This is a genomic window from Lentilactobacillus dabitei (assembly GCF_019061365.1).
Taxonomy (GTDB): Bacteria; Bacillota; Bacilli; order Lactobacillales; family Lactobacillaceae; genus Lentilactobacillus; species Lentilactobacillus dabitei.
The window spans coordinates 16,443-28,973 of the sequence record NZ_JAHPPD010000029.1; the positions used below are offsets into that span (position 1 = coordinate 16,443).

Annotated in this window: 15 protein-coding genes; 7 read left to right on the plus strand and 8 right to left on the minus strand. The window is 43.5% G+C overall.

All coding sequences use genetic code 11. From position 1 onward, the window contains the following. Window positions 1-22 precede the first annotated feature (22 nt). Window positions 23-1,078, minus strand: a complete 1,056-nt coding sequence (locus tag KTE19_RS06085; protein WP_217341850.1) for a lactonase family protein — start codon at window positions 1,076-1,078, stop codon at window positions 23-25. Between the two features lie 98 nt (window positions 1,079-1,176). Here KTE19_RS06085 and KTE19_RS06090 point away from each other — a divergent pair, with 98 nt between their 5' ends. The 5 genes from KTE19_RS06090 to KTE19_RS06110 all read left to right on the plus strand — a co-directional run bounded on the left by KTE19_RS06090 (window position 1,177) and on the right by KTE19_RS06110 (window position 5,910). Next, entirely contained in the window at window positions 1,177-1,668 is a 492-nt protein-coding gene (locus KTE19_RS06090; RefSeq protein ID WP_217341851.1) for a GNAT family N-acetyltransferase, read from the plus strand. A 146-nt stretch (window positions 1,669-1,814) separates the two neighbouring features. Continuing rightward, window positions 1,815-2,285 (plus strand): Fur family transcriptional regulator, encoded by a 471-nt coding sequence (locus KTE19_RS06095; protein ID WP_217163437.1) that lies wholly within the window; start codon window positions 1,815-1,817, stop codon window positions 2,283-2,285. Window positions 2,286-2,594: 309 nt separating this feature from the next. Next, a complete protein-coding gene (locus KTE19_RS06100) occupies window positions 2,595-3,587 on the plus strand; it encodes a peptidoglycan recognition protein family protein (protein ID WP_217163435.1) in 993 nt (330 codons plus the stop codon). Window positions 3,588-3,857: 270 nt separating this feature from the next. Continuing rightward, window positions 3,858-4,673: a glutamate 5-kinase gene (proB, locus tag KTE19_RS06105; protein ID WP_217341852.1), complete on the plus strand. Its 816-nt coding sequence runs from the start codon at window positions 3,858-3,860 to the stop codon at window positions 4,671-4,673. Next, a complete protein-coding gene (locus KTE19_RS06110) occupies window positions 4,666-5,910 on the plus strand; it encodes a glutamate-5-semialdehyde dehydrogenase (protein ID WP_217341853.1) in 1,245 nt (414 codons plus the stop codon). Before proB ends, KTE19_RS06110 begins: the two co-directional genes overlap by 8 nt. A gap of 175 nt (window positions 5,911-6,085) precedes the next feature. Here KTE19_RS06110 and KTE19_RS06115 read toward each other — a convergent pair whose 3' ends face one another. The 4 genes from KTE19_RS06115 to KTE19_RS06130 all read right to left on the minus strand — a co-directional run bounded on the left by KTE19_RS06115 (window position 6,086) and on the right by KTE19_RS06130 (window position 9,323). After that, window positions 6,086-6,856: a YibE/F family protein gene (locus tag KTE19_RS06115; RefSeq protein ID WP_217163428.1), complete on the minus strand. Its 771-nt coding sequence runs from the start codon at window positions 6,854-6,856 to the stop codon at window positions 6,086-6,088. Continuing rightward, window positions 6,856-7,971, minus strand: a complete 1,116-nt coding sequence (locus tag KTE19_RS06120; RefSeq protein WP_430673526.1) for a YibE/F family protein — start codon at window positions 7,969-7,971, stop codon at window positions 6,856-6,858. Before KTE19_RS06120 ends, KTE19_RS06115 begins: the two co-directional genes overlap by 1 nt. A 297-nt stretch (window positions 7,972-8,268) precedes the next feature. Continuing rightward, window positions 8,269-8,703 carry a universal stress protein gene (locus KTE19_RS06125; protein WP_217341854.1) on the minus strand — a complete coding sequence of 145 codons (435 nt, stop codon included), beginning with the start codon at window positions 8,701-8,703 and terminating at the stop codon, window positions 8,269-8,271. 74 nt (window positions 8,704-8,777) lie between these two features. Continuing rightward, window positions 8,778-9,323 carry an acyl-CoA thioesterase gene (locus KTE19_RS06130; protein WP_249778602.1) on the minus strand — a complete coding sequence of 182 codons (546 nt, stop codon included), beginning with the start codon at window positions 9,321-9,323 and terminating at the stop codon, window positions 8,778-8,780. A 111-nt stretch (window positions 9,324-9,434) separates the two neighbouring features. On the opposite strand from KTE19_RS06130, the gene KTE19_RS06135 reads away from it, so the two are divergent. Both KTE19_RS06135 and KTE19_RS06140 read left to right on the plus strand, forming a co-directional pair. Further along, the gene (locus tag KTE19_RS06135; protein ID WP_217163424.1) at window positions 9,435-9,782 is read left to right on the plus strand and encodes an ArsR/SmtB family transcription factor; all 348 of its coding nucleotides are present in this window, start codon (window positions 9,435-9,437) and stop codon (window positions 9,780-9,782) included. Next, a complete protein-coding gene (locus KTE19_RS06140; protein ID WP_217341855.1) occupies window positions 9,772-10,398 on the plus strand; it encodes a cation efflux transmembrane domain-containing protein in 627 nt (208 codons plus the stop codon). The genes KTE19_RS06135 and KTE19_RS06140 overlap by 11 nt, the downstream gene beginning before the upstream one ends. A 206-nt stretch (window positions 10,399-10,604) precedes the next feature. Here KTE19_RS06140 and KTE19_RS06145 read toward each other — a convergent pair whose 3' ends face one another. The 3 genes from KTE19_RS06145 to KTE19_RS06155 form a co-directional block, all read right to left on the minus strand. Then, window positions 10,605-11,078: a GNAT family N-acetyltransferase gene (locus KTE19_RS06145; RefSeq protein ID WP_347339402.1), complete on the minus strand. Its 474-nt coding sequence runs from the start codon at window positions 11,076-11,078 to the stop codon at window positions 10,605-10,607. Between the two features lie 79 nt (window positions 11,079-11,157). Beyond that, window positions 11,158-11,490 carry an AzlD domain-containing protein gene (locus tag KTE19_RS06150; RefSeq protein ID WP_217163421.1) on the minus strand — a complete coding sequence of 111 codons (333 nt, stop codon included), beginning with the start codon at window positions 11,488-11,490 and terminating at the stop codon, window positions 11,158-11,160. Further along, window positions 11,477-12,184 (minus strand): AzlC family ABC transporter permease, encoded by a 708-nt coding sequence (locus tag KTE19_RS06155; protein WP_217341856.1) that lies wholly within the window; start codon window positions 12,182-12,184, stop codon window positions 11,477-11,479. The genes KTE19_RS06150 and KTE19_RS06155 overlap by 14 nt, the downstream gene beginning before the upstream one ends. Window positions 12,185-12,531 lie beyond the last annotated feature (347 nt).

Consider the following 12,531-nt stretch of genomic DNA (forward strand, 5'->3'; position numbering starts at 1 on the left):
GGCGGGGATCACCCGGGTCTCGTCACACTCTTCGCAACACACTAACCCCTTCCGGTACCGCAAAGTCCTTTTGGAGCATGGTTAATTTGCCAGATTCTGCATCTCTGGCATATAATGTGGCATTGTCAGAATTTTGATTTAAACAAATCACAAATGACTCGTCATCGCTCAAGTTGAAATCTCGTGGGAAATCGCCTTCCGTTGAGATTCGTTGGATTAATTTCAGGTCACCTTTTTCATCTGAACTGAATACGGCGATCGTATTATTGCCACGGTTGGAGGCATACACAAATTTGCCATCGCTGGATTGTCTAACGGCAGCTGCGCCATTATGTTCCGTCCAGTCATCTGGAATGGTTGATAAAATATTTCTCAGTGACAGCTGACCGTTCTTGGCATCATAATCCAAGACGGCAATATTACTGCTCAATTCACCTACCAGATAGGCCACGTGCTTTTTCTCATCGAAAGTGATGTGACGAGGGCCATAACCGTCCTCCATCTGTAATTCACTGACCGGCGTTAACTTACCAGCCTCACTTACGTCATAAATAAAGACCTTGTCAATCCCCAGGTCAACGACAACGACCCGATTATCCGGAGTCAAGTCGATATAATGTGGATGAGGGCCATCCTGCTGTTCCTTTCTGAAGCCAAGGGTTCCCTTATCCATAATTCGATCAGCCAAAGAAATTGACCCATCGTCGGCAATTTTATACGTACTGATAATGCCAGCGTGGTAATTAGCTGTGAAGACTAATTTACGAGCATCATCTACCGCGATATAAGCTGGCGAGGTTTCTTGATCGTGAATTCCGGCAATTGGGGCCAGCGGATAATTATCGTTGGTGCCATCCCACTCATAAAAGCCACCGGTGACATTACCATTATTGTCATCTCTGACCTTAGTGATCGCATAGATGCGTTTTTGCTTAGATTCGGCGACATAGGTGGGATCAATGGCGCTGCCAACAAATTCCAAATTTTTTAGTTTTTGATTATCTGTATCCAATTCAAGTTGATAAACACCTTTACTGATTCTTCTGGTGTAGGTTCCAATTAAATATGTTTCAGTCAAAATGATACCTCCAGTAATTCAGTTTATATATTCATTATGCCACAGATAAAGCGCAACCAAAATACTTTGAAAGCTTTTTCACGAAAGGATCGTTCTACATGACTTCATTTGAAAAGTTTCATCCCGTCTTAACTGCCCACTACACGTTAGATTGGCTCACCCAAACACCCATTAAACAAGTCGACGCCCTTTTTAATCAGCCAGCAATTTCAACCACCAAAGCTGATCATCTGCCCACTCAAATTTTGGATACCGTTAAAAGTATCAACCGGGTCATGCAAAAAGTGATGAATGGCGCTGAATTGACTTGGGGGATCACCAACTCCGATTCCCAGCAGTTTATTGGAGTCATCACAATCTCTGGCTTTGAAACCACCGATCAAGTTGGCAATATCGACTTCATCATTGACCAATCAGCAATTAATTCTTCAAAGGAAGTCATTGAACGAACAGTGAAATTTGCCAGCGACCATTTTAATTTTTCAAGCATGCAGATTGAACTCGCCCAAAAAGATGATCAGATGATTCAGATTCTGGCAGGGCTTGGCTTTTCTCAGATATCCCCATTAACATTCACAACTCCACTGTAAGCAGCCAATCTGTCGCAATTGAGTCACTTATTATTTGTAACCAATTTGTAACTTCATAATGATTGAATAAATTGTCAAAACATATTAGAATGATTCTAAAGTAGTTAACGATTCTATTTCACGTCATTGTGTGAAGGAGGCCCACCATGCCCACTAATTCAACATTAAACCACTCACTTGGTCGCCTGAAGGAACAAGGCGTTCGGATTACACCACAGCGAGAAATTATTTTGGACTATTTGATCACCCACCATAATCACCCATCTGTCGATACAATTCGGGAAGGGATTGAATCTAAGCTTCCCAATTTAAGTGTTGCCACCATTTATAACACCCTGAAACTATTAGTGGATAAGGGCTTGGTGATTGAATTACCAAATAACGACGGTGGCATTCGCTACGACTTTTTTGGCTTTCCTCACTATCACGCGATCTGTGAAAATTGTGGAAAAATTATCGATATTTTCGACTATGAGTATCCAGATATCGTTAACCATGTCCGAGAAACAACCACAGCAAAGACTGGTTTCCTAATAACGGGAACTCAACTCGAAGTTTCCGGTATCTGCCCAGATTGCCAACGCAAACTCCATTTGGATAGCAGTTCTAAACAATAACCGGTTTGCTTTATTCACACAATTGTTACAAGCTAAACACACTGGTACATCAATGTTTTAATTGATTTTCACCCATTTTGTCAACAACTCTTAATATGATTGACAATAACAACGCCAAAGCCCGTGAGAACGCGTTAAATCGCGACTCATGGGCTTTTTGTCTGGTTGAAACTTCTTACCCAAATCGTTTATATTAACACTCGTAGCATTTAATCATGTAAATATTTAATATAAACAAGCCATTAAAACTTTTATTTTAAAACAGGCGACTATTAACAAACCATTATCAATTCTGAAGGGGAAATCATTTTGAAAAAGCAAACCATTTTAACTGCCGTTTGCTCGCTGTCATTTGCAGCACTCGGCCTATTTTCACTCAATGCCACGCCGGCCCATGCAAGCAGCGTCAACGGCTATATCGCCAGCAACAATATTGGCCATTCGAGCATCACGTCATCCATCTGGAGTGGCTTTCCCAAAAATAAATACCGCAACAACAAACCAGAAGGCGTTGTGGTTCACGAAACCGCAAACCCAAATTCAACCATTTATAATGAAATTGCGTATATGAAGCGCAACTATTCTGCTGCGTTTGTTCATACCTTTGTGGATGCCAGCCGAATTATTAACATTGCCAACACCAATTACTTGGCTTGGGGAGCGGGTTATCCCGCCAACGCCCGTTACGTTCAGTTTGAGCAGGTTCGCGTTCACAGTAAGTCAGCATTTGCTCACGAGATTGCAAATGCGGCCTACTATACCGCCTATATTTTGAACCAGTATGGCTTAACCCCAAACGATGCAGCTTATGATGGGAAAGGTACCGTCTGGTCACACGCCGGCGTTTCCAAATATCTTGGTGGCACCAATCATACCGATCCAACCAGCTACTACGCATCAATGGGGAAAACTTACTTTGGGGCCAGTTATACATTTGCCCAATTCTACCAATTGGTTAAGACAACTTACAATAACCTTCAAAGCAGCGGCTCAGCTCATGGGGCGATTACGTCGAGCGTGAAAAAATCATATGATCAAGTTTCGTATGCCAGTGCAGACTCACAAGCGTTATTAGGAGATAACTACGATTCATACAGGCTATACAATCATGTGAAAAATTCTCGGGCGACTATCAAAAAGTACTCGTGGTCCTCTGTCAAGCCGAAAGTTGGTAAGAAGGTCTATATTGATAACATTGGGACTAAAGATAATGGTCACGATTGGTACCGAATTCGTTTCTCATCGGATGCTGGGGCAACCAAATACTGGGTTTACGAAAAGGCCCTCAATTTGGAACAGTAACAGCCAATCAGTTGACAATGACGCATCAGTTAGGATATGATTACGGTGTTTTAGAAGACGAAGTAGTGCCCCTTAGAGAGGACCCCAATAGCTGAAAGGTGTCCGTTGTGCACGAATCCTATCTTCTTCATAATTTGTCTTAATCTGACACGGATCTTTCCGTTATAAAATCAAAAGTGTGAAGCCTAGCTTTGAATGAGAATGGTACCGCCCGCAATGGGTGTCTCAATTCAAGGCGGGCTTTTTTTATACAAAAATGGTGGTGAAAAAATGGGAACTAGAAAAATTAACGCAAATCGAATTGTCGTCAAAGTTGGAACGAGTAGCTTGATCCATCCAAATGGCGCCATTAATTTAGAAACCTTTGACCAGTTGGCCTATACCTTGAGTGCCCTCAATAACCAAGGAAAAGAATTGATTCTGGTTTCCTCTGGCGCAATGGGGGTTGGTCTTAATAAGATGCATCTCAAGCAGCGGCCAGCAGAAATTGGCGCTCAACAAGCACTATCAGCGATTGGGCAATCTGAATTGATGACCTTATTTACCCAACGGTTTGACCATTACCTGACAGATATCGCTCAGGTCCTGCTCACCCACGACATCTTCGACTATCCCAAGAGCAACAAGTTTGTTATGGACACATTCAATTGTTTGCTCAAGGACAATGTTGTCCCGGTTGTGAATGAAAATGACACTGTCGCAACCGATGAATTGGATCACCGGACAACCTTTGGTGATAATGACCAGTTGTCAGCAATCGTTGCCAGTCATATGAATGCCGATTTATTGATCGTCTTGTCAGACATCGACGGCTTTTATGACCAGAACCCCAAAAAGTTTACCGATGCGCATTTAATCAGTGAAGTTTCCAACGTTGCCGATGATGAGTTTACTGTTGCCGGCGGTAGTGGCAGTCGTTTCGGTACCGGTGGCATGCACACCAAGTTACTCGCCGCTCAACGCATGTTAGCTGAAGATCGGCAGATGGTGCTTGCTAACGGTAAAGACCCTCAGATCATTTTTGATATATTGGCTGGTAAACCCGTAGGAACCCTATTCTCAAAGGAGTGTGTTAACCATGAATGAGGAATTAATCCAAATAGGTCAAAATGCAAAGGCAGCTGCTTATAAATTGAATTTGTTAGATAACGTTACCAAGAACCAAATCTTGAACCAGTTTGCCGAATCCTTAGTTGCAAACACCGACGATATCCTGGCCGCAAACCAAAAGGACGTCAAAGATGCCAACGACATGCCGGCTAAATTTACTGACCGGCTTAAACTAACCGAACAACGCATCAAAGATATGGCAACCGGCTTACAACAAGTTGCTGCCCTTGCTGATCCGATCGGCAATATTGATAAGGGGTGGACCAACGATGCCGGCTTACTCATCGAAAAGCGGCGCGTGCCATTAGGTGTCGTTGCCATGATTTTTGAGGCCCGGCCAAACGTCACCGTTGACGCGTCTGCCCTCACCTTTAAAAGTGGCAACGCCGTTATTCTTCGAGGCGGTAAGGAAGCTTTGAACAGCAATCTCGCCCTCGCCAACGTTTTACGGGGTGTCCTTAAGAGAAATGGCCTGGATGAAAATGCAATCCAAATTTTACACGACACCAGCCATGCCACTGCCAATGATTTAATGCATCTCAATCAATACGTTGACGTGTTGATTCCCCGTGGCGGGGCGGGCCTCATTAATGCAGTTGTCAAAAATTCCACTGTCCCCGTCATCGAAACTGGGGCCGGCAACTGTCACATCTATGTTGATAAGGACGCCGAAGAACAAATGGCCATTGACATCATCGTGAACGCCAAGGTGCAACGTCCCTCTGTTTGTAACGCAGCTGAAAAATTGCTGATCCATCAAGACATTGCGGCCCAAATGCTGCCAGCCATCGCCCAAGCACTCTCCGATCATGGGGTTGAGTTGCGGGGTGATGACCGCAGCCGGGCAATCGTCCCTTCAATTCGACCAGCAACCGATGAAGACTGGTCAACTGAGTACAATGATTTGATCATGGCAATCAAAGTCGTTGACGATGAACAGGCTGCCATCGATCACATCAATACCTATTCCACTGGCCATTCAGAAGTCATCATTTCAGACAATTATCAAAGCGGTCAAGCGTTCTTGACCAAAATCGATTCAGCGTGCGTTTACGTCAATGCTTCGACCAGATTCACCGATGGCTTTGAGTTTGGATTTGGTGCCGAAATCGGCATCAGTACCCAGAAGTTGCATGCACGGGGCCCGATGGGATTAACTGAACTGACCACCACTAAGTATGTGATCCGTGGAAATGGCCAGGTTAGAAAATAATCTCAAGGATGGACATTAGTCAGCCAAGGGTTTATAAATGCAACTTAACTTTCCCGTCTTATATCGATAAAACTTGTGACAAACGGCTGATCACGGCCATTTAAGCCAAATAAGCACTTCGAAATCAAAATCCGCAGCTTGGATTTTGGCTTCGAAGTGCTTATTTAGTTTACGATCATTTATTCATTGTTTTATCCTGAACTTTTTTCAACCGAAAGCTCATCATCCAAGTCGTAATTGGAATTGTCAGGACGACCCCAATCAGCGACACCACAATTGCAATCAGCTCAGCGGCGAACACCTTATCATTCAAGATTTCACCCAATGAGTAGTTCAAACCGTAGAACCAAATGAACAGCGCCAAGGAGCTACCGAAGAAGCCAAAGAACAGGGTGTTGACGGCCGTACCGATAATCTGCTTGCCGATAAAAACGCCATCAGCAAATAATTCACCACTTCGAATTTTATCATGCTGGGTCAAAATTTCATCCAGGCCTGAAGCGATCGCAATCGCGGCTTCGGCAATCGCACCAAGTGAACTCAAAATAGCTGTGGCAATTGCAATCTTGGTGAAGTCAATCCCAATGTAGGTCGACAGGCCCTCCAACTCCTCGCTGTCCTCCAGGCCGAACCCACCAACCTGCGCCCAATACTCGATTGGGATAATGATCACAATGAGGAGAATCAAGATGACACACGAAGCTTGAAATGCGGTGGTAGAGGCATTATCGCTGGCGCTACTCCAGAAGATCGTAATGGACAGCAGAATCACGCTGGCAACTACGGTCACAATAATCGGTGGCGTGTGAAAAGCAATCAGGACAATCGAGAAGAACAGGATTCCAAAATTGACCACCATACTTAGAAATGAAGTGACCCCCTGCTTGCCGCCAACAATCATCATTAAGACAAGCAAAACAATTCCCAGACATGTAATTGATCCCATCAGCGTTCATCCCCTTTGATCCACAAGCCAGCAAATAGACTGGATAAAATGACCGTCAAAACAATGCCAATGCCACTAATCAGACTAGAAGTCATCCCCAGTGACATGTTCATCGAAAACGAATATTGCCACGTATTGCCATTTTTCAAATATAACAACGTCATCGGCAATGTTTCCGCCATGAAAATGAAGAATAGGACGTTAATCAGCGGTCCCATGATCGATTTTCCAATCTGGCGGCCAGAATTGAACACCTGCATTTTAGAAAGTTCGGGCTTCTCAGTCTTCAAGGTCGCCAATGAGGCCACAATATCAGTGGCTTCATCCATGACGGCACCAAGGACCCCGATCAAAACCTCGGCGATAAAGAGTGGTTTCGGCAGCTGAGTTACATATTGCATCGATTCATAATAAACCCCTTTTTCATGGGTAATACCAAAGACCATTAACGTGATCAAAATGGTGATTGCGGTTGCCACCAACACCGCTGAGAGGGTCACCAACATTTTCCGACTCCACCCCATGACTAAAAACAGAGTGACAAAGCAGAAAATCACGGCAAGAATGCTAAAGATTAAAATCACGGCAGCCCCGTCATTATTGTGATCAATCATGATCGCAATCCAAAACAGAATGGTATTAATGACGATGCTGGAGATGACAGTCACCCCTTTCCATTTTAAGATGATAAACAACAGACTGATTGCCAAGGCAAACAGAAAGGCAATTGGCGCATCCCGCTTCAAATCTTTGACGGTTGCGTGAAGTTTGGGACTTGTATGGAGAGTGATAAACAGTTTCTGTCCCTTTACGTAATGATGATCCATTGCGTGGGCGTCTGAATAAGCGTTATCAATCGTCAGCCGATGACCAGCATATTTACCATTCACGATCTTGCCGTAAAGCGTCTGCTGATGATAATGATCAACGTTTTGAAACTCATCAGTCATTTTGGATGTCTTGCCCGATTCCACCTTGGTCACTTCAAAAATCGGCTGGGAATATAAGGCATCATTATGCATAAATAAAAACGCGGTCAAAAAGCAAAAGGCGATTGCGATGAAGACTTGAACCCACGTCATCTTGTTCGTTAATTTATTATCCATGTCAGCCATCTTTTCAAAATTAAGTTAGTGTTATTGTAACATTTGAAAAGATCAGTTAAAGGGTAATCGTTACATATTAAAAAAACCGCAAACAATGACTAATTGCTTGCAGCTTCTGATCACCCACCAGATTTTCCAGTCTGGCACCGAGATTTCTTCCGGTTAGGTGGACGCTGATCAATGTACTTGAGCCCGGACTTTCGAGTAACGCCGTTCACTTCTAAAAAGGACGCTGATTCAAACCTTAAAAGTCAGGATTTAAACCAGCGTCCACTGTTAAAAATGATCCTAAAAGCCAGCTTCTTTCTATGCCCGCTGGTCAATAACCATCACATTCACTTGAGAATGGCGAACCACATACGCGGTGGTCGAGCCTAAAATCGCTCTGGAGATGCCGTTGACACCCGATTTCCCCATGACGATCAAGGATGCGCCGTATTTTTCCGGTAATTCTTTTGAAATTTGAACCTTTAGCACCCCAACGACAAAGTGGGTTTCTGCCTTGGCACCTGCTTTTTCAGCTTGTTGCTTAGCATCAGCCAAAATCTCTTCGCCACGCTCACGAAATGTCTCCATCACATCTTGGCCTAAAGTGACCCCATATTGAACATATCTTTGGTCACTGGCCACCGACACAATTTGCAGCGTTGACCCAAATTTTGCGGCAAGGGTGGCTGCTTCGCCAACCGCATGCTTGGAATTTTCACTTCCATCAACTGGGACTAAGATTGTTTCATACATAACCGACACCTCCAAATTGGTATTTTCACTTTTAGTTTACCATTTCAGGCATGATTAGACATGCATAAGGATTGTTAGTTTGATAAATGTTTCAGAATCGTTTGATTAGCTGCCAATTCGGTGTGTCGACTCGCTAACCGATCTTGAAAGCCTCCACAAATAAATTTCTCTTCGGCACTTTCAGGCACTAATTTTGGAAACTGGATTTGCTGAGGATTCGCCATCACAATTAAGGTGCAGAATGCAATGAACGCCGGTCGCACTGCTCTCGTTTGCTTATTGAACGTTAAAAATTTGATGAACACCTCAACTGATCGTTTATCGGCGCCAGTCACATACGACGTGCATTTCAGAATATCTTCCGGCGTGGCTGGGCTGACAAACTGAATGTGATCGTAACCAGCCGTCACGAAATCTAAGTCAGCAGGAATGAATTTAGCCGCTGCCAAGCCAGCATTGGCATCCAAGATTTCCAGCGTCTTGCCACCAAATTGAATCCCACCATTATTGAGGTCAGCGGGAAAAATATAACTTTCATGAATCGCATAGGTTGCTGCACAAGTCATTTTCTCGATAAAGATCGCCTCCAAAAACATCATGCGGACCATACTTGCTATCATGATACCTTTTTTGGTGGCGCGAGGACAACTTCCACCACCGTAATTTTTAAATCAATCGATTGCAAATTCTCGTTCATATGTTACAATCTTCATATGAAAGAAGTGACATATATGACCAATGAATCGGATCTTTCGACTCAGCCAAGCTTGATTGATTCAAAACACCTCTCCGAATCGGAACGGATTTTTAAGTTACTCAGCAATCCCACGCGGCTGCAAATGCTCAACGTGCTGGAACAGCAGGAATTAAATGTGACCGAATTAGGCCAACTCTTGAACCTGGAACAATCCGCCGTCTCTCACCAATTGTCCCTGCTACGGAAGCATCAGTTAGTGTCCGCAAAACGGGTCGGCAAATCAAACTATTATCAATTAGATGATCCCCACATTTTAGATATGATCAATGAAATGTTGGAACACGTGGATCACGTTATTAGGGGGAAGAAGCATGGCCAGTAACTCACAAACAATATCGCTCGTCACCAAAAGCCTCCATACCGAATATTTCTCAACGGCGTGGATGGCCTTCGAATTTATGGTGGGCTTTTATTCAGGCCTCAAAGCAGGTTCAATTCTGCTGATTGCGTTTGGCCTTGATAGCTTTTTAGAAATCATCTCCGGCAGCACCTTGATATGGCGGCTGCGAAAAGAAAACGCCGGCGCACCCGCAGCCGAAATTGAAAACGCGGAACGCCGATCATCGTTAATCGTTGGCAGCGTTCTACTACTGCTGTCAGTTTACGTGGTTGGTGTCTCACTCTTTAATCTGTTTGCTCACCAGGCTGCAGACACCAGTTTTTCTGGGATTGCCATCGCAATTGCCTCGGTCATTTTAATGCCAGTCTTAACTTTAAAGAAACGATCACTGGGAAAATCATTACATTCAGATGCGTTGGTAGAAGATGGTATGTGCAACATCACCTGTGCTTACATGGCGGCAACCGTCTTGATTGGCGGCCTATTGACGGCCTTGTTTAATTGGTGGTGGGTTGATTCTGTCGCCGCGTTGATTTTAGTTTACTTCATTGCCAGTGAAGGTTGGGAATCATTTCAGGCAGGCCAAAACCGTGACTAATCAGGGCATTTAATAAAGCGAGGCGGGGAAATCTATTGATTTTCAATCAATGATTATTCACTTAGATTGCCGTAGCTACCTAAATAAAAGCTGCGCCAAACGGCTGATCCCAGAATTTAACGAAAAGAACCAACTATTCCAAAATCAGGAACAATTGGTTCTTTTCGTTAAATTCTGGGATCACAACGCCGATTGCCCCAGTCTCATCATATTTTCTTTGTCATCCAAACATCCGTCGTTTCAAAGCCACTCTTCTCGTAAAGATGAATGGCACGTTTGTTTTGACCAAACACGTGCAAACCGATTTTTTTGAACCCCAGGTGCTCTGCTTCATCATCGATGAGTTGGAGTGCCTTGGTTCCGAATCCTTGATTTTGATACGCTGGCGAAATCGAAATATCATAGATAAAGGCCTCTTCAGAACCGGCCTTGCGTTCCGCGAGCCAGACCACCCCAACCTTGGTGTTGCCCGCAACAATTTCATAGAGGTAATGTCCCGGGGTTGATAAGCCATCCGGGAGCAATTTTTCGAATTCTTGATTGGCCTTTGTCTGTGCGGTATCCTTTTCCCACGCTCCAGCGGCCACCTTTTGGTTAGCGTAATTGACAACTGCAGTTTGACGATATCTATCAAAATCTGATTGAGACATTTTCTCTAATTTGAGCAGAATAACCATCATCTCCTAATCAAATAGTATATTACAATATAACCAATCTTAATTAAAGAAGGCTACCCCAAAAATGGCACGATCAGTGAAATCACATTCCGAAAAATAACCGCAGGCATCCCAATGAAATCACGCCAACAATGACGATTACCAACAAGTTCTTCCAAATCACGGCACTGATGATGCTTGGGACTGAAGCTAAAAAGTTACCCCAATCAATTGATGGCAAATGACCAATATGTTGAACGAATAAATTTTCAAACCAAAGGGCAGACATGATGGCAATTGGAACGAAGCTCAAAAATTCGACCACGCCGGCTGACAATTTGAACTTTTTCAAGATGACAAATGGTAAAATCCGCGATAACCAAGTTACCAGCCCCGTCCCGATAATCGTAAACAGCACAAAATTAAAAGAAGACATGTTTCATCACCATCCCAAACGTGCAGGCTACCAAAGTCACCAGCAGAATTAATAAACTACTTGGAATGAAAATCAATCCAAGATAAATGGTCACCAATACGAATCCAACGACAATCAGTTGCAAGTTAAAGTTGATTGATTTATCCGAAATTAATTGCAAATACAAGAGCCCAATAAACATGGCAACTAACGCAAAGTCCAAGCCGAACTTCTCAGGATTACTGATGAAGTTGCCCAACACAGCCCCTACCAGAGAAGAAATAATCCAAGTTAAATATGAGATGACGTTTGCGGTATTGAACCAGCTAAAGTTCAGATGATTGTCTGTGTAGTTAAGTTTGTTCATTCCCAACGCCAAACTTTCATCAGTGAGCAATGTCCCCACCAACACATTTTTCAGGAGACTTTCCTTCTTGAAATATGGAGCCAAAGTCGTACTCATCAAAATCATTCTGGAGTTCACGAGAAAAACCGAAAAGATAATCGATAACAATGGACTATGGGTTACCAGCATGCTCACGATCACAAATTGGGCAGAACCGGCATATGTAATAATTGACATCAATGTCACTAATAATGGGCTGAGTCCGGCTGCCTTGCCAACAATTCCGAAGGCAACCCCAATCCCTATGTAGCCAAAAACAGTCGGCAGCGTTTCTTTGGCGCCGCTTGGAACGTTTAATTCATTGTTCATTTGGATACCTCCTTTAGAACATCATCTATGTAGCACCACGTTTGGGTTGGGTTATTTTGACTAACCTCACACGAATGTGTCCATGATACATTAATAAAATTCTAATCTGGGTCTCATTTAATGTCAACGGAAACTTGGCCTTAATTACGCTAAAAGATTAGCTATTTGCTTCCGGGAAACAACAAAAAGAGTGTTGAGCAATAAACGGCTGATCCCCGCCATTTAAGCAAAAAAAGTAATGCATTCCAAAACCAGAATGCATTACTTTTTTGGCTCTTCGTCAACTGTTGTTGGTGAAACTAAATTCGAGTTCTAATCACTTTGTGATTAGGGCTCTTTTTGTTTTG